Origin of the sequence: Streptomyces sp. NPDC018000 (assembly GCF_044328025.1) — a bacterium.
Taxonomy (GTDB): Bacteria; Actinomycetota; Actinomycetes; order Streptomycetales; family Streptomycetaceae; genus Streptomyces.
In genome coordinates, this window is sequence record NZ_JBIRGM010000001.1 from 844,724 (window position 1) to 867,703 (window position 22,980).

Genomic DNA, 22,980 nt, shown 5'->3' on the forward strand with positions numbered 1-22,980 from the left:
TGTCGCTCCGCCCGCCCCTTCCCGTAACCGGGGCTCCGCGCCGAACCGGGCTCCTCGAACGACAGAGGTCCGGAGGCCGGCGGAGAGGCTACTGAGGCGGCGCTGTCACAAAGTCGATCAGGTTCTCCACGGAGCCCAGCAGTGCCGGTTCCAGATCCCGGTACGAGCGCACCGTGGACAGGATTCGCTGCCAGGCCGCGCCCGTGCTCTCCGGCCAGCCCAGCGCGCGGCACACGCCCGTCTTCCAGTCCTGGCCGCGCGGGACCACCGGCCAGGCGGCGATGCCCACGGACGACGGCTTCACCGCCTCCCACACGTCGATGTAGGGGTGGCCGACCACCAGCACGTTCGCGTCGGAGACCTGGGACGCGATCCGGGACTCCTTGGAGCCGGGGACCAGGTGGTCGACCAGGACGCCCAGCCTGGCGTCCGGGCCGGGGGAGAACTCCTGCACGATGGCCGGGAGGTCGTCGATGCCCTCCAGGTACTCGACGACCACGCCCTCGATCCGCAGATCGTCGCCCCAGACCCGCTCGACCAGCTCCGCGTCGTGGCGGCCCTCCACGTAGATCCGGCCCGCCCGCGCGACCCGGGCGCGCGCCCCGGGGACCGCGACCGAACCCGAGGCCGTGCGTGTGGGGCGTACGGGGCCGGCCGCCGACGGGCGTACGAGCGTGACCACCCGGCCCTCCAGCAGGAAGCCGCGCGGCTCCATCGGAAACACCCGGTGCTTGCCGAAGCGGTCCTCCAGGGTCACCGCCGGACCCTGGGCCGTCTTCTCGCAGCGGATCACCGCACCGCAGAATCCGGTGGAGACCTCCTCCACGACCAGATCGGGCTCGGCGGGGACCTCGGGAACGGCGGCGGACTTCTTCCACGGCGGGGTCAGATCCGGCTGGTAGCTGCGCATCGGATGACGATAGGACGACAACACATCACGACACGCCGGAGGGGGCACCTCCCATGCCTTCAGAGCGATGGGGGAGGACGGCCAGTTGGTCGCGCTGGTCCCTGACGAACGCCGCGTCCACCACCGCTCCGTGCCCCGGAACGTACACCGCGTCCTCGCCGCCCAGTGCCAGCAGCCGGTCCAGCGCGGCCGGCCAGCGGGACGGGACGGCGTCCCGTCCCGCCTGCGGTTCGCCGGACTCCTCGACCAGGTCGCCGCAGAGCACCACCGCGGGGGAGCCGGGGACGAGCACCGCCAGATCGTGGCCGCTGTGGGCGGGGCCCACATTCGCCAGCAGCACCTGACGGCCGCCGCCCAGATCGAGCGTCCACTCGTCGCACACCTCGTGGTGCGGCGCCACCAGCGCCTCGGCGGCCTCGGCCGCATCGTGTGCGGACACTCCGTGGCGTACGGCGGAGGCGCGCAGATCGTCCGCCTCGCGCTTCAGCAGCCCGGCCATGCCGGCCGCTCCGTACACCTGGGTGCCGGAGAACGCGGCAGTGCCCAGCACGTGGTCGAAATGGGGGTGGCTGAGTGCGATATGCGTCACCTTCCGGCCCAGCAGGGCCTGTGCCTGGGCCCGAATCTCCGCGCCTTCGCGCAGCGTTGATCCGGTGTCGTAGAGCAGTACTCCATCCGCTCCGACCACCAGTGCGACTGTCGCATCCCATCCGGGCAGGCGACGTCGGCCCACTCCGTGACCAAGTCGCTCCCAGCCGAACTCTTCCCAAGAGGCGTCCATACCGCGACGCTATCCGCAACGACCTGCGCAGTCTCGCAGTAGGGTGGCCGGTCGCCCTTGCTAGGTCCCCACTCGGCCGCCGTACACTGGGCGGGGGATTGCTGGCACTCGTGAGGACCGAGTGCCAGGGGGATTCCTGGGGATGAAGCAGGAACGGCCCGAGAACCACCGAGGAAAGACAGCTGGAGGTGTGCGCGATGCTCAGCGAACGCAGACTCGAAGTGCTGCGCGCCATCGTCCAGGACTATGTCGGCACCGAGGAGCCCGTGGGCTCCAAGGCGCTCACCGAGCGGCACAAGCTGGGGGTCTCCCCGGCCACCGTCCGCAACGACATGGCGGTGCTGGAGGACGAGGGCTTCATCGCCCAGCCCCACACCAGTGCGGGACGCATCCCGACGGACAAGGGGTACCGGCTCTTCGTCGACAAGCTTGCGGGCGTCAAGCCCCTCTCGTCGCCGGAACGCCGTGCCATTCACAATTTCCTCGACGGCGCGGTCGACCTCGACGATGTCGTGGGCCGCACCGTACGGCTGCTGGCGCAGCTGACCCGGCAGGTCGCCGTCGTGCAGTACCCCTCGCTGACCCGGTCGACGGTTCGGCATGTGGAGCTGCTGTCGCTGGCAGCCGCCCGGCTGATGCTCGTACTGATCACGGACACCGGCCGGGTCGAGCAGCGCATGATCGACTGCCCCGCTCCGTTCGGCGAGACCTCTCTCGCCGATCTGCGGGCCCGGCTCAACAGCCGGGTCGTCGGACGCCGTTTCACGGACGTCCCGCAGCTGGTGCAGGATCTGCCGGAATCCTTCGAGAGCGAGGACCGGGGAACCGTGTCCACCGTGCTCTCCACCCTGCTCGAAACCCTCGTCGAGGAGACGGAGGAGCGGCTGATGATCGGCGGCACCTCCAACCTCACCCGCTTCGGGCACGACTTCCCTGTGATGATCCGGCCGGTGCTGGAGGCACTGGAGGAGCAGGTCGTGCTGCTGAAGCTGCTCGGCGAGGCCAAGGACTCGGGCATGACCGTACGGATCGGGCACGAGAACGCCCACGAGGGGCTCAACTCCACGTCCGTCGTCGCGGTCGGCTACGGTTCGGGCGACGAGGCAGTCGCCAAACTCGGCGTGGTCGGACCGACCCGCATGGACTACCCCGGAACGATGGGAGCGGTACGCGCAGTGGCACGTTACGTCGGACAGATCCTGGCGGAGTCGTAAGTGGCCACGGACTACTACGCCGTACTCGGCGTGCGCCGCGACGCATCTCAGGACGAGATCAAGAAGGCATTCCGTCGGCTCGCCCGCGAGCTGCATCCGGATGTGAACCCCGATCCGAAGACCCAGGAGCGGTTCAAGGAGATCAACGCCGCCTACGAGGTGCTGTCGGACCCGCAGAAGAAGCAGGTCTACGACCTCGGCGGCGACCCGCTGTCCGCCTCCGGAGGCGGCGGTGGTGCGGGCGGATTCGGACAGGGTGGCTTCGGCAACTTCTCCGACATCATGGACGCGTTCTTCGGTACGTCGTCGCAGCGCGGACCCCGTTCGCGCACCCGGCGCGGCCAGGACGCGATGATCCGGCTGGAGATCGATCTCGCCGAGGCCGCGTTCGGCACCACCAAGGACATCCAGGTCGACACGGCTGTCGTCTGTGCGACCTGCAGCGGCGAGGGCGCCGCACCCGGCACCTCCGCCCAGACCTGTGACATGTGCCGCGGCCGCGGCGAGGTCTCCCAGGTCACCCGGTCCTTCCTGGGCCAGGTCATGACCTCGCGGCCCTGCCCGCAGTGCCAGGGCTTCGGTACGGTCGTGCCGACCCCGTGCCCGGAGTGCGCCGGTGACGGCCGCATCCGGTCGAGGCGCACGCTCACCGTGAAGATCCCCGCCGGTGTCGACAACGGCACCCGCATCCAGCTCGCGGGCGAGGGCGAGGTCGGCCCCGGCGGCGGCCCGGCCGGCGATCTGTACGTGGAGATCCATGAGCTGCCGCACTCGGTGTTCCAGCGCCGCGGCGACGATCTGCACTGCACGGTCACCATCCCCATGACAGCGGGCGCGCTCGGCACCAAGGTGCCGCTGGAGACTCTCGACGGCCTGGAGGAGGTCGACATCCGGCCCGGCACCCAGTCCGGCCAGTCGGTCCCGCTGCACGGCCGCGGCATCACACACCTGCGGGGCGGCGGGCGTGGCGATCTGATCGTGCATGTCGAGGTGACGACCCCGACGAAGCTGGACCCGGAGCAGGAGCGACTGCTGCGGGAGCTGGCGAAGGTGCGCGGTGAGGAGCGGCCCACCGGCCAGTTCCAGCCCGGGCAGCAGGGGCTGTTCTCCCGGCTGAAGGACGCCTTCAACGGCCGCTGACGGCCCCCGCACACCGTTCCCTGCCGCCGGACGGGCTCGCCTGACGAGCCCGTCCGGCGGCTGAGGACGAAATGGACCGCAGGCCGTGCGCGCCCAGGCGCGCAGGACGTGACACGATGCGGGCATGTCATCCGTGTTGACCGATCTCTGCCGGTATCCGATCGTGCAGGCCCCGATGGCGGGTGGCGGGTCCTGTCCGAGGCTCGTCGCGGCCGTCGCCGAAGCGGGCGGGCTGGGCTTCCTCGCCGCCGGGTACAAGACGGCGGACGGCATGTACAACGAGATCGAACAGCAGCGCGGGCTGACCGGTCGGCCTTTCGGCGTCAATCTGTTCATGCCGCAGCCGCATCTCGCCGACCCGAGCGCCGTCGAGGTGTACCGGCACCAGCTCGCCGACGAGGCCGCCCGGCACGAGACCCCGCTCGACGCCCCGGACTCCGGCGGCGACGACGGCTACGAGGCCAAGCTCGCCATCCTCCTGGAGGACCCGGTCCCGGCGGTCTCGTTCACCTTCGGCTGCCCGACCCGCGACACCATCGACGCGTTCGCCGGAGTCGGCACGTACACGATAGTGACGGTCACCACGCCCGAGGAGGCCCAGGCCGCCCAGTGGGCGGGCGCCGACGCGGTCTGTGTCCAGGGCGTCGAGGCGGGCGGCCACCAGTCCACCCACAGCGACGACCCGCAGACCGACGGCACCGGAATCGGACTGCTCTCCCTGGTGGCCCAGGTCCGCGAGACCGTACAGGTGCCGATCATCGCCGCGGGCGGGCTGATGCGCGGATCCCAGATCGCCGCGGTGCTCGCCGCGGGCGCGGAGGCGGCGCAGCTCGGCACGGCGTTCCTCGTCTGCCCCGAGTCCGGGGCGAATCCACTGCACAAGCAGGCACTGACCAACCCGCTGTTCGTACGGACCGCCCTGACCCGGGCGTTCTCCGGCCGCCCGGCCCGAGGCCTGGTCAACCGCTTCATGCGCGAGCACGGCCCGTACGCCCCCGCCGCCTACCCGCAGGTCCACTATCTGACGGCCGGGCTGCGCAAGGCGGCGGCAAAGGCCGGGGACGCCCAGGGCATGGCACTGTATGCGGGGCAGGGGCACCGGATGGCACGCGAGCTGCCCGCCGGCCGGCTGATCGGACTGCTCGTCGAAGAACTGGACGCCGCACGGGCGGCAGTGAGCACAGGGAGTACGCAGTGACCGCACCGGTCTTCGTCGTCGAACAGGTTCCCGACGGGCCCGAGTTCGTCCTGGAAGGACCCGAGGGACGGCACGCCGTCTCGGTGAAGCGGCTGCACGCCGGTGAGGACGTCGTGCTGACGGACGGCCACGGCCGTTGGACGGAAGGCGTTGTCAGGGCCGCCGAGGGCAAGGACCGGCTCGTGGTCGCCGGCCTGGCGACGGTTCATGAGGAACCGTGGCCCGCACCCCGTATCACCGTCGTCCAGGCCCTGCCCAAGGGCGACCGCGGCGAGGTCGCCGTCGAGACGATGACGGAGACCGGTGTCGACGCGATCGTGCCCTGGCAGGCATCGCGCTGCATCACGCAGTGGAAGGGCGACCGCGGCCTCAAGTCCCTCGCGAAATGGCGCAGCACCGCCCGGGAAGCGGGCAAGCAGTCGCGCCGGGTGCGCTTCCCCGAGGTGGCGGACGCACTGACGACCAAACAGGTCGCCGCGCTTCTGGCCGCGGCGGACTTCGCCGCCGTACTGCACGAGGACTGGGGCTACGGCAGTGAGCCGCTGGCCACCGTTCAGCTCCCCACCCAGGGCGAGATCGTGCTGGTCGTCGGCCCCGAGGGAGGTGTGTCGCCGGACGAACTGGCGGCCTTCACCGCGGCGGGCGCCCGTACCTGCCGGCTCGGAAGGTCCGTCCTGCGCACCTCGACGGCGGGCACGGCGGCGACGGCACTGCTGCTGGGGCGCACCGGCCGCTGGGCGTAACTCGGTGTGCCTGCGCCGCGCCGTTGTGGCCGCAAGTCGTCTACCGTCCCGTGGGGGAACGGTGGGAAGCTGCCCGTATGGGGACATCAAGGGCATGTGTACATCAAGGGTCATGGGGTCAGCGAAGGACCCGTCGCTTTCTGGCCGCGTCCGCACTCGCGGTCGCGGCGGTCGCGGGTGTCGTGGCCTGTGAGCCGACGGGCGGCCTGAACTCCGCATCCATCGCCGTGACCACCGACCTGACCGGCACCAGCACCCTGGAGCGCAACGGGGTCGATGTGCGGTGGCTGAACTGCACGGCCGACATCGACGGGAACCAGGTCGTGGGCGCGTCGCCCTCCGCCTCCGCTTCCGCGCACGGCACCGCGGACGTCGACTGCACCGGAAAGACCGGGAACGGCAAGGACATCACGATCAAGGGCAAGGTCACCCACGAGCTCGACGGGCAGTGTGTGCGGGGAGACCTGACCGCGAAGAGCGGCGGGAAGGTCGTCTTCCGGGCAGATGTGCTCGGCGACTGCAACACCGGCCCGTCGGCCGTCGGGGCGAATCCGCCCCGGGGCGGCGCCAGGCCGACGGTCACCGTGACGGTCACGGTGGCCGAATCGCCCCGGGGCAAGTAACGACCTGGGGGCCGACAGGGAGCGGGCCGCCCGGCGGACTCCGGCAAACCCGGTTCCGCGGAGCACGCCAGCGGCCTAGGGTGATTGATGTGACGCAGCCTGCCTACCTCCGATATCCCCATGTCCAGGGCGATTTGATCGCCTTCACCGCCGAGGACGATGTCTGGCTGGCGCCGCTGGACGGCGGCCGAGCCTGGCGCGTCAGCGCCGACAACCGACCTGTCACCAACCCGCGGATATCTCCCGACGGAACCCGCGTCGCCTGGACGTCCACCCGGGACGGGGCGCCCGAAGTGCACGTCGCACCGGTCGACGGCGGCCCCTCCAAGCGGCTCACGTACTGGGGCGACGCGCGGACCTCCGTACGCGGCTGGACGCCCGAGGGCGACGTACTGGTCATCAGCACCCAGGGGCAGGCATCGCTGCGGCGCAGCTGGGCCAGGGCCGTCCCGGTCGACGGCGGGCCCGCGCGGATCCTGCCGTACGGTCCGGTCGGCTCCCTCGCGTACGGGCCCGGCGGGCGGGTCCTGCTGCTCTCGGCCACCATGGGGCGCGAGGCCGCCGCCTGGAAGCGCTACCGGGGCGGCACCGCGGGCAAGTTGTGGATCGCACAAGAGGGCGCGACCGACGGCCCGGCGGAGTTCGTGCGGCTGCACGAGGACCTCGACGGGAACATCGAATCCCCGATGTGGGTGGGCAGTGGGGACTTCCCTGCCCGAACGGGATCGAGACGCGTCGCTTTCCTCTCCGACCACGAAGGCGTGGGCGCGCTCTACTCCTCGCTCCCCGACGGCTCGGACCTGCGCCGGCACACCGGCATCGAAGGTTTCTACGCCCGCCACGCGACCACCGACGGCACCCGCGTCGGCTACGCCTCGGCCGGTGAACTCTGGCTGCTGGACGACCTCGAAGGCTCTGAGCCCCGCCGTATCGACATCCGGCTCGGCGGCCAGCGAGCCGACCTCCAGCCCCACTCCGTGCACGCCGACAGCCACCTCGACTCCGCGTCCCCGGACCGTACGGGCCGCGGCAGCGCCGTCGGGACGCGCGGTGCCGTCCACTGGGTCACCCACCGCGAGGGCCCGGCCCGCGCGCTCGCCGTCGAACCGGGCGTACGGGCCAGGATGCCCCGCACCTTCCAGGCCGACGGCGACCAGCACGTCGTCTGGGTCACCGACGCCGAGGGCGACGACGCCCTGGAGTGCGCCCCCGCCACCGGCACCGCGCCGGGCGCCGTACCGCGCCGCCTCGCCGCGGGCCGTATCGGCAGGGTCCTCGACCTGGAGGCGGCCCCGGACGGCAGCCGGTTCGCCGTCGCCGCGCACGACGGGCGGGTACTGATCGTCGAGCGGGAGAGCGGCGAGGTCCACGAGGTGGACCGCAGCGAGCACGGCGATGCCTCGGGCCTCGTCTTCTCACCCGACTCCTCCTGGCTCGCCTGGTCGCATCCCGGGCCCGAGCCGCTCAGGCAGCTCAAGCTCGCGCACCTCGCCGATCTGTCGGTCGTCGAGGCCACCCCGCTGCGCTTCCGGGACTTCGCCCCCGCGTTCACCACCGACGGCAAGCACCTCGCGTTCCTCTCCGAGCGCTCCTTCGACCCGGTCTACGACGCCCATGTCTTCGACCTGGCGTTCATCGGCGCCTGCCGTCCGCATCTGCTGACGCTCGCCGCCACCACGCCCTCCCCGTTCGGGCCGCAGCGCCACGGCCGCCCGACCGAGAAGGAGAAGAGCGGCGGCGAGGGCGAGGACAACCCGACCGCGCTGCCCGTCACCCGGATCGACCTCGACGGACTCGCCGACCGGATCGTGCCGCTGCCCGTCGCGGCCGCCAGCTACTCCACGCTGCGCGCCGCGAAGGACGGGCTGCTGTGGCTGAGCCACCCGGTGACCGGGGTGCTGGGTACGAGCGGCGCCACGCCCGACGCCCGCCGGCCCGAGACCGTCCTCGAGCGGTACGACCTGGAGAAGCTGCGCTGCGAGGAACTCGCCTCGGACGTCGGCGGCTTCGCGGTCAGCGGCGACGGCAGGCGGGTCGTCCTGCACGCCCGGGGCAAGCTGCGCGTCGTACCGTCCGACGGCCGTGTCCCGGCCGGCGACGACGACCACGACGGAGGCAGCGACAGCAGCGTCACCGTCGACCTCTCCCGGATCCGCCGGACCCTCGACCCGGCTGCCGAGTGGCGTCAGATGTACGACGAGGCCGGGCGCATCATGCGGGACAACTTCTGGCGCCCCGACATGGGCGGCATCGACTGGGACGGGGTCCTGGACCGCTACCGGCCTGTGCTGGAGCGCGTCGCCACCCACGACGACCTGATCGACCTGCTGTGGGAGGTGCAGGGCGAGCTCGGTACCTCGCACGCCTATGTGACGCCGCCCGGCGGATGGCGCGACGACTCGGCCCGGCAGGGGCTGCTCGGCGCGGACATCTCCCGTACGGACGAGGGGAGTTGGCGCATCGACTGGATCCTGCCGTCCGAGACCTCCGACCCGGAGGCCCGCTCGCCGCTTGCCGCACCCGGGGTGGCGGTGCGCGTCGGGGACGCGATCGTCGCCGTCGACGGGCACCCGGTCGACCCGGTGGCCGGGCCCGGACCGCTGCTCACGGGCTCGGCCGACAAGCCCGTCGAGCTGACCGTCTCACCGGTGGACGGCGGCGACCCGCGCCATGTCGTCGTCGTACCGGTCGCCGACGAGGAGCCGCTGCGCTACCACGCGTGGGTCGCCGACCGGCGGGCGTATGTCCACGAGCAGTCCGGCGGACGCCTCGGCTACCTCCATGTCCCCGACATGGTCGGTGCGGGCTGGGCGCAGCTCCACCGCGACCTGCGGATCGAAGTGGCCCGCGAGGGGCTGGTCGTGGACGTCCGGGAGAACCGGGGCGGCCACACCTCGCAGCTGATCGTGGAGAAGCTCGCCAGGCGCATCGTCGGCTGGGACCTGCCGCGTGGCATGCAGCCGTACAGCTACCCGGATGACGCACCGCGCGGCCCCGTGGTGGCCGTCGCCAACGAGTTCTCCGGCTCGGACGGCGACATCGTGAATGCGGCGATCAAGGCGCTGCGCATCGGGCCGGTGGTCGGTACGCGTACCTGGGGCGGGGTGATCGGCATCGACAGCCGGTACCAGCTCGTGGACGGGACATCGGTCACCCAGCCCAAGTACGCGTTCTGGTTGGAGGGTTACGGCTGGGGCGTGGAGAACCACGGGGTCGATCCCGATGTCGAGGTCGTGATGGCGCCGCAGGACCATGCGGCGGGGCGGGACCCGCAGCTGGACGAGGCGATCCGGATCGCGCTCGCTTCGCTGGCCCGGACGCCGGCGAAGCGGGCACCGGAGCGGCCGGGGGCGTAGCGAGGCGCGGGCCGGGTGAGGGAACAGGCCCGCCTCGGGCGCCCCCTCACCCGCCCCTTCCCGCAGCCGTGGGCTCTGCCCCTGGAGCCCCGGTTCGGGAAGGGACATGGGGCCTGCCGCAGGCGCACCCGCGCACACCCGGCACCCCCCACGCCACCTTTGACCGCCCCGATACCATGCCGTACAACGATTGATCACCAACGACCGAGGAGCCCACCCATGGCGGGAGAACCGCAGCCCGACTGCCTGTTCTGCAAGATCGTCTCGGGTGACATCCCGGCAACCATCGTCCGGGAGACCGAGACCACCGTCGCCTTCCGGGACATAAACCCCCAGGCCCCCACCCACGTACTCGTCATCCCTCGCGTCCACCACCCGGACGCCGCCGCCCTCGCCGCCGCCGAGCCGGGGATCGCCGCCGACATACTGCGCGAGGCCGGCCACGTCGCCGCCGACGAGAAGATCGTGGACAGCGGCTACCGGGTCGTCTTCAACACCGGCTCCGGCGCCGGCCAGACCGTCTTCCACGCGCACGCCCACGTCCTGGGCGGCCGCGGACTGCAGTGGCCCCCCGGCTAGAACGGCCGATCGACACCGTGTCCGTACGCGAGCTCGTGGTCCTCGGCACCGCAAGCCAGGTCCCGACCAGGCACCGCAATCACAACGGCTATCTCCTGCGCTGGGACGGCGAGGGCATCCTCTTCGACCCGGGTGAGGGCACCCAGCGCCAGATGCTGCGGGCAGGCGTCGCCGCGCACGACATCGACCGGATCTGCGTCACGCACTTCCACGGCGACCACTCGCTCGGCCTGGCCGGGGTGATCCAGCGGATCAACCTCGACCAGGTCCCGCACCCGGTCACCGCGCACTACCCGGCGAGCGGGCAGCGCTTCTTCGACCGGCTGCGGTACGCGACCGCCTACCGCGAGACCGTCCGGCTGACCGAGGCCCCGGTCGCCGTCGACGGGGTGCTCGCCACCACGGACGCGTACACGCTCAGCAGCCACCGGCTCTCGCACCCCGTCGAGTCGTACGGCTACCGGCTCGTCGAGCCCGACAGGCGCCGCATGCTGCCCGCGAAGCTCGCCGAGCACGGCATCAGAGGGCCGGACGTCGGCCGGATCCAGCGCGAGGGCACCCTCAGCGGCGTCACGCTCGACGATGTCTCCGAGCGCAGGCGTGGGCAGCGGTTCGCGTTCATCATGGACACAAGGCTCTGCGACGGCGTGCACGTGCTCGCCGAGGGATGCGACCTGCTGGTCATCGAGTCGACCTTCCTCGACGAGGACGAACGACTCGCCACCGACCACGGCCATCTGACGGCCGGTCAGGCTGCCCGGGTGGCCCGGGACGCGGGCGTACGGCACCTCGTGCTGACGCACTTCTCGCAGCGGTACGACGACCCGGCCGTCTTCGAGGCCCAGGCCCGCGCCGCGGGGTTCGAGGGCGAACTGACCGTAGCCCGGGACCTCAGCCGGGTTCCCGTCCCTACCCGGCACCTCTGAAACACATCAGCACCACCATTTGTGAGCGTGAAAGACCCGTGCACCTCCCCAAAGCCGAACTCCACCTCCACATCGAAGGAACCCTCGAACCCGAGCTGGCCTTCGCGCTCGCCGAACGCAACGGCGTACAGCTGCCGTACGCGGACACCGGAGAGCTCCGCACCGCCTATCTCTTCGACGATCTGCAGACCTTCCTCGATCTGTACTACGCACTGATGGCGGTGCTCCGGACCGAGGAGGACTTCGAGGAGCTCGCGGACGCGTATCTCACCCGCGCCGCCGCCCAAGGCGTCCGGCACGCGGAGATCTTCTTCGACCCGCAGGCGCACACCGCCCGCGGCGTCCCGATCGGCACCGTCGTCGAGGGGCTCGGCCGGGCGCTGGACCGCAGCGAGGAGAAGCACGGCATCTCCACCCAGCTGATCATGTGCTTCCTGCGCGACCAGTCCGCCGAGTCGGCACTGCAGACCCTGGAGGCCGCGAAGCCGTATCTGAACCGGATCAGCGCGGTCGGCCTCGACTCGGCGGAGGTCGGGCATCCGCCCGTCAAGTTCCGTGAGGTGTACGAGGCGGCCGGGGCGCTCGGGCTGCGCAAGGTCGCCCACGCCGGTGAGGAGGGCCCGCCCGAGTACATCCGGGAGGCCCTGGACGTCCTCGGGGTCGAGCGCATCGACCACGGGCTGCGCTGCATGGAGGACGCGGACCTCGTGAAGCGGCTGGCCGCCGACCGCGTGCCGCTCACCCTCTGCCCGCTGTCCAACGTACGGCTGCGCGCCGTCGACACCCTGGAACAGCATCCGCTGCGGGCCATGATGGCCGCCGGACTGCTCTGCACGGTGAACTCCGACGACCCCGCCTACTTCGGCGGATACGCCGGGGACAACTTCCACGCCGTCCACGAGGCGCTCGGCCTGGACCACGAGGAGCTGCGCGCCCTGGCCCGCAACTCCTTCGAGGCCGCCTTCCTCGACCACGACGAGGAGCGCAGGGCGCGCTATCTGTCCGAGGTCGAGGCGTACGAGTTCGACTGACCGGCCCCAGCCGACGGACCGGCCGTCCGGAACGCGCTCCTGCCCAGGCGCCTGCGACGCAGCGCGGGCAGGCTGATCTCCGTGACGGCCTGCTCGGGCGCGCCCAGCTTGGGCACGGCACCGGGCACCGCTCCGGTGGTGACGGCAAGCAGCGCGGCCGGGGCACCGCCCCTGCGGCGCACCGACCCCGGCACCAGCGGACGGCCGCCGGTGTGCAGGGCGACGGCCGTGACCGGGGCCGCGACCAGGAGCGTGACGGCGCCCAGGATCAGGCCCATGACCGGGTAGCCGGCCTGCTCGGACAGCACACTGCCGAGAACCGGTCCGCAGGCCACCCCGACGGATGAGGCGGAGCCGGCGAGTACCGCCCAGCGGCCGCGTACGTCCAGGGAAGCGGCCAGGCCGATCAGATACGAGAGGACCACCGGGTAGACGGTGTTCCACAGGATCTCGCCGGTCGCGAACGAAACGAGGTTCCCGGCCGACGAGCTGCGCACGATGCTCGCTGCGATGATCACGGTGCCCAGACCGATCGGCACTGCCCGGCCGAGCCTGGCGCCCAGCAAGCCGGCGCCCATCACCCCGAGCAGACCCGCACCGAGCGCGGCGGCGAACACCGCACCGACGGTGACCTCGGAGAGCCCCGCCTGGACCACACCGATCCGGCCGCTGACGCCCCACAACGCGTTCTGCGCCATGGACCAGACGAGCATCCCGCCCGCCAGCACCAGACCGGAACGGCGGTGCGGCAGCCGGCCGGCGGCGGTGGCGGCGGCGGGACCGCTGGGCGCGGCGTCGCCGAGCCGTGCGGTGGCGGGCCAGACGAGCAGGGCGGTCAGGGCGATCGAGGCGAACGGCAGCCGGTGGCCGCCGCCGAGGTGCGGGATCGTCAGATAGAGGGCGCCCGCCGTCGCGGAGACGCTGAGCAGACCGAGCGACGAGGTCCGGTGCGGATCGCGCTGGGCGGCGATGCCCGCCGCAGCCACCGCGGTCGCCGTGCCGGAGCCGAAGCCGCCGATCACCGCGCCCATGACCACCAGCGGCACGGAGCCCGCCAGCGCCGCGCAGCCGTACCCCGCCATGGCCAGCACCAGTCCGATCCGGGCCGGCCTTCGCGGTCCGTACGCCTCGACCCGGCCCGCCAGCACGAACCCGGCAGTGGCCGAACTCAGCAGAAGGGCGCTGCCCACCAGACCGGCCTGGGCCGTACTGAGGCCCAGATAGACGGAGAGCCGCCCGACGATGGTGGGGAGCAGATAGGCGGCGAGGTAACCGGCGGTGAACACGGCGACCAGGGGCCACGCGGCGCGAGGGCGCGAGGACATGGGCGTTCCTGAGGACATGCCGAAGGAGGCGGAGAAGGCAGGGGAGGGCAATGCGGGAAATACGGGGAGACCGGGCACGCGCCGCGACTGTCGCCGACGTGGCTCGCGGGCCAATTTGTATCAACTGATTCCGGTTGGCCGAAAGGTGCCCCTACGTGATCTGGGCCATATTCGCGTTTGCTCTCCGACAGTGCGGGTAGCAGCAATCGTTTTTGCAGGTCAGCGTCTGTATGTGCGGGGACATCTCCGGCCCTGTGCACACGGCGGCGCGGACCCTCCGGTTATGGGGGCGAATCGGGCACACTGGCCAGATCTGCCACGACCGGGGAGTGCAAGGTGAGCACAGACAATCCAGGCATCGACCCACTGGACGGGCTGCGCGCCCCACAGGACCCGGACTGCGACGTCTTCCTCACCGGCACGGTCTTCCTCGACATCATCTTCACCGGCTTGGACAGCGCCCCGGTGCGCGGCACCGAGTCCTGGGCGCGAGGCATGGGCTCCAGCCCCGGCGGGGTCGCCAACATGGCCACCGCGCTGGCCCGGCTGGGACTGCACACCTCGCTGGCCGCGGCGTTCGGCGACGACCACTACGGGGAGTACTGCTGGGACGCCCTGGAACAGGGCGAGGGCATCGACCTGTCCATGTCGCACACCGTCCCCGGCTGGCACTCGCCGGTGACCGTCTCGATGGCATACGAGGGCGAACGGACGATGGTCTCGCACGGCCACGAGGCCCCGGGCCCCGCGGGCACCCACGGCGTCGCGCTTCCCGCCGAGGAATCCGCGTTCCCGAGCTGCCCGCCCCGCGCCCGGGCCGCCATCGCCTCGCTCGTCCCCGGCCGCAGCGAGCCCTGGGTCGCCAAGGCGGCCAGGAACGGCGCCCGGATCTTCGCCGACGTCGGCTGGGACGAGACCGGCCGCTGGGACCTGGACGCCCTCGTCGACCTGGAGCACTGCCAGGCCTTCCTCCCCAACGCCGAGGAGGCGATGCGCTACACCCGTACCGACTGCCCGCGCGCCGCCGCCCACGCCCTGGCCGAGCGGGTGCCGCTCGCCGTGGTGACCCTGGGCGCGCAGGGCGCGTACGCGGTGGACGCGGTGACCGGGGCGAGCGCCGAAGTGCCCGCGATCGAGGTCGAGGCGCTGGATCCGACGGGGGCGGGCGATGTCTTCGTCGCCGGGTTCGTCACCGGCACCCTGGCGGACTGGCCGCTGGCCGACCGGCTGGCCTTCGCCGGACTCACCGCGGCGCTCTCGGTGCAGGAGTTCGGCGGATCGCTGTCGGCGCCGGGCTGGGAGGAGATCGCCGCCTGGTGGCAGCAGGTCCGCACCTTCGCCGAGCAGGACCCTGCGGCGCTCCAGCGGTACGCGTTCCTGGAGGAACTGCTGCCCGCCCCCGCCCGGCCGTGGCCGCTGCGCCGGGCCGTCCCGACGATCGGCTTCCGCCGCCCTTAGACCGACCGGCACATGTGTTCGCAGCCTGTGCGAAAAAGCCTTCGGTGTTGGCAGCGCGGAGTCGTAGGCTTGGTAACCCAGAGGTTGTCGATCGGCGAGAACCTTGCAACGGGAGGTATGTGCAGGCCACAGAGCCGGCCCATGACTCAGACACCCACAGCCCAGACCCCCGCGCCGGGGCAGGCACGAGCCCAGTTCACCGTTCCGGCCAAGCATCCGATGGTGACCGTCCTGGGCTCAGGTGACGCCCTGCTGCGCGTGATCGAAACGGCCTTCCCGGCGGCCGACATCCATGTCCGGGGAAATGAGGTCAGCGCCGCCGGAGACGCGACGGAAGTCGCCCTGATCCAGCGCTTGTTCGACGAGATGATGCTGGTGCTCCGCACCGGTCAGCCGATGACGGAGGACGCAGTGGAACGCTCGATCGCCATGCTCAGGGCGAGTGAGAGCGGGGAGGGGGACGGCCCGGAGACACCGGCCGAGGTGCTCACCCAGAACATCCTCTCCAGCCGCGGTCGCACGATCCGCCCCAAGACGCTCAACCAGAAGCGGTACGTCGACGCCATCGACAAGCACACGGTCGTGTTCGGCATCGGCCCCGCGGGTACCGGCAAGACCTATCTCGCCATGGCGAAGGCGGTCCAGGCCCTGCAGTCCAAGCAGGTCAACCGGATCATCCTGACCCGTCCCGCGGTCGAGGCGGGCGAGCGGCTCGGATTCCTGCCGGGCACGCTCTACGAGAAGATCGACCCGTATCTGCGCCCGCTCTACGATGCGCTGCACGACATGCTCGACCCCGACTCGATCCCGCGGCTGATGGCGGCGGGCACGATCGAGGTGGCGCCCCTGGCGTACATGCGCGGCCGCACGCTCAACGACGCGTTCATCATCCTCGACGAGGCGCAGAACACCAGCGCCGAGCAGATGAAGATGTTCCTGACCCGGCTCGGCTTCGACTCGAAGATCGTCATCACCGGTGACGTCACCCAGGTCGACCTTCCGAACGGGACGAAGAGCGGCCTGCGCCAGGTCCAGGAGATCCTGGACGGCGTCGAGGACGTGCACTTCTCCCTGCTCACCTCGGGGGATGTCGTCAGGCACAAGCTGGTCGGCCGTATCGTCGACGCGTACGAGAAGTACGACAGCCGAAACAGCCACAACGGGAAGTAGTCGCAGCGCACCATGTCGATCGACGTCAACAACGAGTCCGGAACCGAGGTCGACGAGCGGGCGATCCTCGACATCGCCCGCTACGCGCTCACACGGATGCGGATCCACCCGCTCTCCGAGCTCTCGGTGATCGTGGTGGACACCGACGCCATGGAGGAGCTTCACATCCAGTGGATGGACCTGCCGGGGCCCACGGATGTCATGTCCTTCCCGATGGACGAACTCCGCCCGCCGTCCAAGGACGACGAGGAGCCCCCGCAGGGGCTCCTCGGTGACATCGTGCTCTGCCCGGAGGTCGCCAAGAAGCAGGGCGAGGACGCGGAGACCCAGCACTCCATGGACGAGGAGCTCCAGCTCCTCACCGTCCACGGAGTGCTGCATCTGCTCGGGTACGACCACGAGGAGCCGGACGAGAAGGCCGAGATGTTCGGACTCCAGGCCGCGATCGTCGACGGCTGGCGCGCCGAGCACGGCCTGACCGGCCCGTCGCCCGCACCCACCGTCTCGTGAGCGTTCCCCTGCTCCTGGGTGCCGTCCTGCTGGTCGTCGGCGGCTGGCTGGCGGCCTGTGCGGAGGCGGGCATCGCCCGTACGTCCAGCTTCCGGGCCGCCGAGGCGGTCCGCTCCGGCCGCCGCGGCAGCAAGAAGCTGGAACAGGTCGCCGCGGATCCGACCCGCTATCTCAATGTCGCCCTGCTGGTGCGGGTCGCCTGCGAGATGTCGGCCGGTGTGCTCGTCACGTACGCCTGTCTGAAGGAATTTCCGGAGACCTGGGAGGCACTGGCCGTCGCCATGGCCGTGATGGTTCTCGTCTCCTATGTCGCCATCGGTGTGTCACCGCGCACCATCGGCCGTCAGCACCCCCTCAACACGGCCACGGCAGCGGCATACGTGCTGCTGCCGCTGGCCAGGGTCATGGGCCCCATCCCGCAGCTGCTGATCCTCATCGGCAATGCGCTGACGCCGGGCAAGGGTTTCCGCAAGGGACCGTTCGCCAGCGAGGCCGAACTGCGGGCGTTGGTCGACCTCGCCGAGCAGGAATCGCTGATCGAGGACGAGGAGCGCCGCATGGTGCACTCGGTCTTCGAGCTCGGTGACACGCTCGCACGCGAGGTCATGGTGCCGCGGACCGACCTGGTCTGCATCGAGCGCCGCAAGACGATCCGGCAGGCGCTGACCCTGGCGCTGCGCTCCGGATTCTCGCGGATACCCGTCACCGGGGAGAACGAGGACGACATCGTCGGCATCGTGTACCTCAAGGACCTGGTCCGCAAGACGCACATCAACCGCGAGTCGGAGGCCGATCCGGTCTCCACGGCGATGCGGCCGGCGGCGTTCGTGCCCGACACGAAGAACGCCGGCGATCTGCTGCGCGAGATGCAGCAGGACCGCAGCCATGTCGTCGTCGTGATCGACGAGTACGGCGGCACGGCAGGCATCGTCACCATCGAGGACATCCTCGAAGAGATCGTCGGCGAGATCACCGACGAGTACGACCGCGAACTGCCTCCCGTCCAGGAGCTGGAGAACGGCTGCTTCCGGGTGACCGCGCGCCTCGACATCGGCGACCTCGGAGAGCTGTTCGGCCTCGACGAGTACGACGACGAGGATGTGGAAACGGTCGGCGGACTGCTCGCGAAGGCGCTGGGCCGGGTGCCGATCGCCGGGGCGTCGTCGGTCGTCGAGCTTCCGGACGGCCGCCGGCTGCGGCTGACGGCGGAGTCCCCGGCAGGCCGCCGGAACAAGATCGTCACGGTGCTGGTGGAGCCCGTGGAGCCCCAGGAAGCGGACGCCGGGTGACTCCGCATCAGCTGAGGGCGTTCTGCCTGGAGTTCAACGCGAGCGTCGAGGAGTTCCCGTTCGGACCGGAAACGTCCGTCTTCAAGGTGCTCGGCAAGATGTTCGCGCTCAGCACGCTGGACGCGCCCGTGCTGACGGTGAATCTCAAGTGCGATCCGGACGAGGCGGTGCGGCTGCGGGAGCAGTACGACGCCGTGGTGCCGGGCTGGCACATGAACAAGCGGCACTGGAACACGGTGACGGTGTCCGGGGTTCCGGACCGGGTGCTCCGCGAGCTGATCGAGGACTCCTACGACCTGGTGGTGGCGGGGCTGCCGAAGGCGGAGCGGTTGCGGCTGGACCGGGCGTAGGCGGCACGCGGGCGGGTGCGCCTGCGGCGGGCTCTCCCCGGTTCGTATGCTCGGCACATGACTGAGAGCACCGACCTCGGCCCCGAGGACCGCAAGATCGTCACGCTGGCGCGCAGCGCCCGCGCCCGCAACGGTGTCCCGGAGGGCGCGGCCGTCCGGGACGAGACCGGACGTACGTACGTCGCGGGCACCGTGCGGCTGGAATCGCTGAAGCTCAGCGCGCTGCAGACCGCCGTCGCAATGGCCGTGGCCAGCGGCGCCACCTCGCTGGAGGCGGCCGCGGTCGTCTCCGAGGCGCAGACCCCGTCGGACGCGGACCGTGCCGCGGTACGGGACCTGGGCGGCCCGGACACACCGGTGCTGCTCGCCGGACCCGACGGCGCGCTGCGGGTCAGTGTGACGGCGGGCTGATCCGCAGAATCCTCACGGCAATGAGGATCTTGACACCATCTGATGGCCCATCAGTCGGTGCATTTCGCTTCCATTGACTTCTTTTCGGCCGGAGTCGTCAATGGGCCCCTTGCCGGCGCAGAAGAGCCGCTGCGCCGCATCCGGCAGGAGGGGCTCCATGCGTCCGACCGTTCGAAGAATCAGTCTGCGAAGATCCGATGCCCGGATGCGTGCCGCGCGCGGCCGCCGCTGGGCCGCCGCGCTGGGCGTGGGCGCGCTCGTCGTAGCCGGGGGAGGGGGACTCGCCGGCCCCGCGCAGGCCATGGCGACGGCCTCCGTGCCGGTGGACTTCCCCACCCACTGCATTCCGCCGGCCATCGCGGGCATCCCGCCGATCGACGGGACCACGAAGGCCGAGATCACCGTCGACAACGCCGCCCCGATGGTGGGCGACAAGGTCACCGTCACGTACACCGTGATCAAGCCGGCCGCGAGCAACCCGGTCGACCTGGCTCTGCCGGCCGACATCATGACGCCGACCGGCAAGGTCACCGTCGGCGGTGCGCAGTCCGCGAGCGTCACCGTCGCGGGTCCGAAGAAGAACAGCCCCGTACCCGGCAAGGGCGACTTCCCGTCGTTCTCGATGACCGGCACCTTCACGGTCACCGCGCCCGGTCAGATCAAGCTGTCGCCCGGCGACTACAACATCCACACCAGCTACATCATGGAGCTGGACACCCCCTGCACGGTGACGAACCCGCCCGCCCCCGTCTCCGAGACCATCATCGCGACGGACGGCGGCGGCCAGGTCAACGAGCGTGCCATCCAGCTCGGGACCGCGTCCGGCAAGGCGGGCGACCCGGTCACGGTGACCGGGTCGAAGTTCACCGCGGGCGCGGACATCACGCTCGCGGGCCGGGCCGGTGACACCCAGACCGCCGACACGGCCACCGTCAAGGCGGACGGATCCGGCGGCTTCAGCGGGCGGCTCACCGTCAACGATCCGGCGACCACCGGCATCGTCGCCTACGAGGGCGGCAGCTGGGACGCGGCCAAGGGGGCGGGCCCGCAGGCCTACACCGTCACCGGTGGCGGCGGCGGGATCCCGGACGGCAGCCAGCAGCTCCGCTCGTCCGTCAAGGCGGGCACGCTGTCCATGCTCCAGGCCGGGGACACCGTCGAGATGTCGGCGGTCGACTTCGGGAGGGGTGGCGCCTCCCGCGGCTCCCTGCAGACGGTGACGGTCGAGGACTACCGCGGCGGCCCCGCCGGCTGGTCCCTGACCGGAAAGGTCACCGACTTCAAGGGCCCCGGCGGCGCGACGATCGGAGCATCCGCACTCGGCTGGACCCCGGTCTGCGCGACGAAGGCCGGCAGCCCCAGCACCTGTGCGGCCGGTTCCGCGGGACCTGTCGGCAGCGCGGGCGCCACGCTGGCGTCCACGCCGAACGGGACCTTCACCGGCGGTGAGTTCACCGTCGACGCCCGGCTCGCGCTGAACGTCCCGGCGTACACCGCCCCCGGCGCGTACTCCGGCGTGCTCACCCTCACCCTCACGTGACCGAGCAGTCCTGATCAGCCAGTGGACCGGGCGCGCACCCGCCCGGACCGCCCCGTCCAGAGATCAACCGACCAACCCGGGGGTTCCGCACCGTGCGCAAGCTGTACGTACTCCTCCTGGCCGGCGCCCTCCTGCTGATCGGAGCCCCCGCGGTCCACGCCGCGGACAACGGCAGCTGGTCGGTCTACCCGGCCACCACACAGTCCGGTCAGCGCCCGTACTTCTACCTCTCCGCCGACCCCGGCGCCACGCTCGACGACAAGGTCACCGTCACGAACAAGACGGACCGGCCGCAGACCTTCCGGCTGTACGCGGCCGACGCCTACAACACCGCACGCGACGGCGGATTCGCCGTCCGTGCCCAGAACGAGAAACAGCGTTCGGTCGGGGCCTGGGCGAGGACCGACCGCGAACGGGTCACCGTGCCACCGCACGGCTCGGTCACCGTCCCGGTCACCATCACCGTCCCGGAGGACGCCGAGCCGGGCGACCACCCCGGCGCACTCGTCGCCCTCGACGAACGCATCGACCCCGCGGACGCGGGAGCCGTCGCCGTCGGCATCCAGAAGGCGGTCGGTGCCCGGATCTATCTGCGGGTCAACGGACCGACCATGCCCGCCCTCTCCGTGGACGACGTCAAGGTCGAGCACACCCAGCCACTGGTCCCGGGCACCGGCAAGAGCCGCGCCGTCATCACGTACACGCTCCACAACCGGGGCAATGTCACCCTCGACCCCAAGGTCGCCCTCAAGGCCGAGGGCCTTTTCGGCCGCACTCTGCTCGCCCGCGATCTCAAGAAGATCCCCTCCGAACTGCTGCCCCGCCAGCGGGTCCGGCTGACCGAACAGTGGGCCGACGCGCCCCAGCTCGAATGGGGCGAGATCAAACTGACCGCGAGCGCCCGCGACACCCGTGAGTCCGCCGTCGTCTCCTACTTCGCACTGCCCTGGCTGGTGGCCGGGGTCCTGCTGGTGATCATCGGCGGGGGTACGGGGATGTGGGTACGGGCCCGCCGGAGCCGTACCCGCAGGGTCTGAGACGACGCGCGACAGGCCCCGTCGCGGCCCTTGGTGCGGTGGGGCCGCCAGGATCGGGGACAATGGGCGCCATGAGCGTTCGACCTGACACAGAAGCCGCTGCACAGCAGGCTGCGAACAACGCCCCCCACCGGGCCGGCTTCGCCTGCTTCGTGGGCCGCCCCAACGCGGGCAAGTCCACCCTCACGAACGCTCTGGTCGGCCAGAAGGTGGCGATCACCTCCAATCGGCCCCAGACCACCCGGCACACCGTGCGCGGCATCGTGCACCGCGAGGACGCGCAGCTGATCCTGGTCGACACCCCCGGCCTCCACAAGCCGCGCACGCTGCTGGGCGAGCGTCTCAACGACGTCGTACGGACCACCTGGGCCGAGGTCGACGTCATCGGCTTCTGCCTGCCCGCCGACCAGAAGCTCGGCCCCGGCGACAAGTACATCGTCAAGGAACTCGCGGGCATCAAGAAGACCCCGAAGATCGCCGTCATCACCAAGACCGACCTGGTCGACTCCAAGCAACTCGCCGAACAGCTGCTCGCGGTCTCCCGCCTCGGTGAGGAGCTCGGCTTCGAGTGGGCGGAGATCATCCCGGTCTCCGCGGTCAAGGACCGGCAGGTGGATCTGCTGGCTGACCTGATCGCCCCCCTGCTCCCGGAGAGCCCGCCGCTCTACCCGGAGGGCGACCTCACCGACGAGCCCGAGATGGTCATGGTCGCGGAGCTGATCCGCGAGGCCGCGCTCGAAGGCGTACGGGACGAGCTGCCGCACTCCATCGCGGTCGTCGTCGAGGAGATGCTGCCGCGCGAGGGCCGGCCGGCGGACAAGCCGCTGCTCGACATCCACGCCAATGTCTACATCGAGCGCCCCAGCCAGAAGGGCATCATCATCGGCCCGAAGGGCAAGCGGCTGAAGGACGTCGGTACGAAGTCGCGCAAGCACATCGAGGCCCTGCTCGGTACGCCGGTCTTCCTGGACCTGCATGTGAAGGTCGCCAAGGACTGGCAGCGCGACCCGAAGCAGCTGCGCAAGCTGGGGTTCTGACCGCCGCCCGAGTCCGGCCGGTCTCAGCCGTACGCCCGTCCCACGTGAGAGTGGAATCAGCGGTACGCGCGTCTCACGCGCCCTCCTTCAGGACGCGTGAGACCAGTGCACGCTGGGCTTCGGTCAGCTTCGGGTCCGCGCAGTGGACCGTCCGGTCGCCGACCGTGATCCGGTACCGGAAGCCGTCCGGTACGCCCGGGGGCGGGGTGCTGTGGCCCGCGGCGAGCGCCGATTCGGCCAGTGCCTCCCACTCCGCGGCGTCGGCCCGTCCGGAGGTGTCGACCTCGCGGTGGCGTGCGATGCCGGCGAAGCCGCCGGTCCTGCTGACCTGAATCCGCATGCGGTGTCCTCC

General features: G+C 71.0%; 22 protein-coding genes. 18 read left to right on the forward strand and 4 right to left on the reverse strand.

Annotation, left to right across the window (positions count from 1 at the left end):
* Positions 1-88: 88 nt before the first annotated feature.
* Both ACH4EW_RS03995 and ACH4EW_RS04000 read right to left on the reverse strand, forming a co-directional pair.
* Entirely contained in the window at positions 89-910 is an 822-nt protein-coding gene (locus ACH4EW_RS03995) for a DUF3097 domain-containing protein (RefSeq protein ID WP_398250936.1), read from the reverse strand.
* Positions 911-935: 25 nt separating this feature from the next.
* On the reverse strand, positions 936-1,691 hold the full coding sequence (locus ACH4EW_RS04000; protein WP_398250939.1) for an MBL fold metallo-hydrolase: 756 nt from the start codon (positions 1,689-1,691) through the stop codon (positions 936-938).
* A gap of 197 nt (positions 1,692-1,888) precedes the next feature.
* Between ACH4EW_RS04000 and hrcA the strand changes: the two genes are divergently transcribed.
* The 9 genes from hrcA to ACH4EW_RS04045 all read left to right on the forward strand — a co-directional run bounded on the left by hrcA (position 1,889) and on the right by ACH4EW_RS04045 (position 12,501).
* Positions 1,889-2,905: a heat-inducible transcriptional repressor HrcA gene (gene hrcA, locus ACH4EW_RS04005; RefSeq protein WP_398250942.1), complete on the forward strand. Its 1,017-nt coding sequence runs from the start codon at positions 1,889-1,891 to the stop codon at positions 2,903-2,905.
* Positions 2,906-4,045, forward strand: coding sequence for a molecular chaperone DnaJ (gene dnaJ / locus ACH4EW_RS04010; protein WP_398250944.1), 1,140 nt, complete (start codon positions 2,906-2,908; stop codon positions 4,043-4,045).
* Between the two features lie 124 nt (positions 4,046-4,169).
* Positions 4,170-5,243, forward strand: a complete 1,074-nt coding sequence (locus ACH4EW_RS04015) for a nitronate monooxygenase (RefSeq protein ID WP_398250947.1) — start codon at positions 4,170-4,172, stop codon at positions 5,241-5,243.
* Positions 5,240-5,986: a 16S rRNA (uracil(1498)-N(3))-methyltransferase gene (locus ACH4EW_RS04020; protein WP_398250950.1), complete on the forward strand. Its 747-nt coding sequence runs from the start codon at positions 5,240-5,242 to the stop codon at positions 5,984-5,986. The genes ACH4EW_RS04015 and ACH4EW_RS04020 overlap by 4 nt, the downstream gene beginning before the upstream one ends.
* A 227-nt stretch (positions 5,987-6,213) precedes the next feature.
* Complete coding sequence (locus ACH4EW_RS04025) at positions 6,214-6,609, forward strand: hypothetical protein (RefSeq protein ID WP_398250953.1); 396 nt, start codon at positions 6,214-6,216, stop codon at positions 6,607-6,609.
* A gap of 89 nt (positions 6,610-6,698) precedes the next feature.
* Positions 6,699-9,965: a S41 family peptidase gene (locus ACH4EW_RS04030; RefSeq protein ID WP_398250956.1), complete on the forward strand. Its 3,267-nt coding sequence runs from the start codon at positions 6,699-6,701 to the stop codon at positions 9,963-9,965.
* Between the two features lie 219 nt (positions 9,966-10,184).
* Complete coding sequence (locus ACH4EW_RS04035) at positions 10,185-10,544, forward strand: histidine triad nucleotide-binding protein (RefSeq protein ID WP_093897094.1); 360 nt, start codon at positions 10,185-10,187, stop codon at positions 10,542-10,544.
* Between the two features lie 17 nt (positions 10,545-10,561).
* Entirely contained in the window at positions 10,562-11,470 is a 909-nt protein-coding gene (locus ACH4EW_RS04040) for a ribonuclease Z (RefSeq protein ID WP_398250963.1), read from the forward strand.
* Between the two features lie 38 nt (positions 11,471-11,508).
* On the forward strand, positions 11,509-12,501 hold the full coding sequence (locus ACH4EW_RS04045; RefSeq protein WP_398250966.1) for an adenosine deaminase: 993 nt from the start codon (positions 11,509-11,511) through the stop codon (positions 12,499-12,501).
* Here the strand turns inward: ACH4EW_RS04045 and ACH4EW_RS04050 are convergent.
* A complete protein-coding gene (locus ACH4EW_RS04050; protein ID WP_398250969.1) occupies positions 12,465-13,826 on the reverse strand; it encodes an MFS transporter in 1,362 nt (453 codons plus the stop codon). The genes ACH4EW_RS04045 and ACH4EW_RS04050 overlap by 37 nt on opposite strands.
* 336 nt (positions 13,827-14,162) lie before the next feature.
* Between ACH4EW_RS04050 and ACH4EW_RS04055 the strand changes: the two genes are divergently transcribed.
* From ACH4EW_RS04055 to era, 9 genes are all read left to right on the forward strand, one after another.
* Positions 14,163-15,284 carry a carbohydrate kinase family protein gene (locus ACH4EW_RS04055; protein WP_398250972.1) on the forward strand — a complete coding sequence of 374 codons (1,122 nt, stop codon included), beginning with the start codon at positions 14,163-14,165 and terminating at the stop codon, positions 15,282-15,284.
* 141 nt (positions 15,285-15,425) lie between these two features.
* On the forward strand, positions 15,426-16,454 hold the full coding sequence (locus ACH4EW_RS04060) for a PhoH family protein (RefSeq protein WP_398250975.1): 1,029 nt from the start codon (positions 15,426-15,428) through the stop codon (positions 16,452-16,454).
* Between the two features lie 12 nt (positions 16,455-16,466).
* Entirely contained in the window at positions 16,467-16,964 is a 498-nt protein-coding gene (ybeY, locus tag ACH4EW_RS04065; protein ID WP_398250977.1) for an rRNA maturation RNase YbeY, read from the forward strand.
* The gene (locus tag ACH4EW_RS04070) at positions 16,961-18,253 is read left to right on the forward strand and encodes a hemolysin family protein (RefSeq protein ID WP_398250980.1); all 1,293 of its coding nucleotides are present in this window, start codon (positions 16,961-16,963) and stop codon (positions 18,251-18,253) included. The genes ybeY and ACH4EW_RS04070 overlap by 4 nt, the downstream gene beginning before the upstream one ends.
* Positions 18,250-18,603 carry an MmcQ/YjbR family DNA-binding protein gene (locus tag ACH4EW_RS04075; RefSeq protein ID WP_398250982.1) on the forward strand — a complete coding sequence of 118 codons (354 nt, stop codon included), beginning with the start codon at positions 18,250-18,252 and terminating at the stop codon, positions 18,601-18,603. Before ACH4EW_RS04070 ends, ACH4EW_RS04075 begins: the two co-directional genes overlap by 4 nt.
* A gap of 57 nt (positions 18,604-18,660) precedes the next feature.
* A complete protein-coding gene (locus ACH4EW_RS04080; protein ID WP_351079110.1) occupies positions 18,661-19,014 on the forward strand; it encodes a cytidine deaminase in 354 nt (117 codons plus the stop codon).
* Positions 19,015-19,219: 205 nt separating this feature from the next.
* Positions 19,220-20,554, forward strand: coding sequence for a beta-xylosidase (locus ACH4EW_RS04085; RefSeq protein WP_398250986.1), 1,335 nt, complete (start codon positions 19,220-19,222; stop codon positions 20,552-20,554).
* A gap of 92 nt (positions 20,555-20,646) precedes the next feature.
* Positions 20,647-21,591, forward strand: coding sequence for a WxL protein peptidoglycan domain-containing protein (locus ACH4EW_RS04090; RefSeq protein ID WP_398250989.1), 945 nt, complete (start codon positions 20,647-20,649; stop codon positions 21,589-21,591).
* Positions 21,592-21,653: 62 nt separating this feature from the next.
* A complete protein-coding gene (gene era, locus ACH4EW_RS04095; protein WP_398250992.1) occupies positions 21,654-22,628 on the forward strand; it encodes a GTPase Era in 975 nt (324 codons plus the stop codon).
* Between the two features lie 73 nt (positions 22,629-22,701).
* Here the strand turns inward: era and ACH4EW_RS04100 are convergent, their stop codons facing one another.
* Positions 22,702-22,968, reverse strand: a complete 267-nt coding sequence (locus ACH4EW_RS04100; protein WP_398250995.1) for a protealysin inhibitor emfourin — start codon at positions 22,966-22,968, stop codon at positions 22,702-22,704.
* Positions 22,969-22,980: the final 12 nt, after the last annotated feature.

What these genes read in the sequence shown, in the direction of transcription:
- ACH4EW_RS03995 (WP_398250936.1), bottom strand. Translation starts at nt 910, where the DNA reads ATGCGCAGCTACCAGCCGGATCTGACCCCGCCGTGGAAGAAGTCCGCC.
- ACH4EW_RS04000 (WP_398250939.1), bottom strand. Translation starts at nt 1,691, where the DNA reads ATGGACGCCTCTTGGGAAGAGTTCGGCTGGGAGCGACTTGGTCACGGA.
- hrcA (WP_398250942.1), top strand. Translation starts at nt 1,889, where the DNA reads ATGCTCAGCGAACGCAGACTCGAAGTGCTGCGCGCCATCGTCCAGGAC.
- ACH4EW_RS04015 (WP_398250947.1), top strand. Translation starts at nt 4,170, where the DNA reads ATGTCATCCGTGTTGACCGATCTCTGCCGGTATCCGATCGTGCAGGCC.
- ACH4EW_RS04035 (WP_093897094.1), top strand. Translation starts at nt 10,185, where the DNA reads ATGGCGGGAGAACCGCAGCCCGACTGCCTGTTCTGCAAGATCGTCTCG.
- ACH4EW_RS04050 (WP_398250969.1), bottom strand. Translation starts at nt 13,826, where the DNA reads ATGTCCTCGCGCCCTCGCGCCGCGTGGCCCCTGGTCGCCGTGTTCACC.
- ACH4EW_RS04060 (WP_398250975.1), top strand. Translation starts at nt 15,426, where the DNA reads ATGACTCAGACACCCACAGCCCAGACCCCCGCGCCGGGGCAGGCACGA.
- ybeY (WP_398250977.1), top strand. Translation starts at nt 16,467, where the DNA reads ATGTCGATCGACGTCAACAACGAGTCCGGAACCGAGGTCGACGAGCGG.
- ACH4EW_RS04080 (WP_351079110.1), top strand. Translation starts at nt 18,661, where the DNA reads ATGACTGAGAGCACCGACCTCGGCCCCGAGGACCGCAAGATCGTCACG.
- ACH4EW_RS04085 (WP_398250986.1), top strand. Translation starts at nt 19,220, where the DNA reads ATGCGTGCCGCGCGCGGCCGCCGCTGGGCCGCCGCGCTGGGCGTGGGC.
- era (WP_398250992.1), top strand. Translation starts at nt 21,654, where the DNA reads ATGGGCGCCATGAGCGTTCGACCTGACACAGAAGCCGCTGCACAGCAG.
- ACH4EW_RS04100 (WP_398250995.1), bottom strand. Translation starts at nt 22,968, where the DNA reads ATGCGGATTCAGGTCAGCAGGACCGGCGGCTTCGCCGGCATCGCACGC.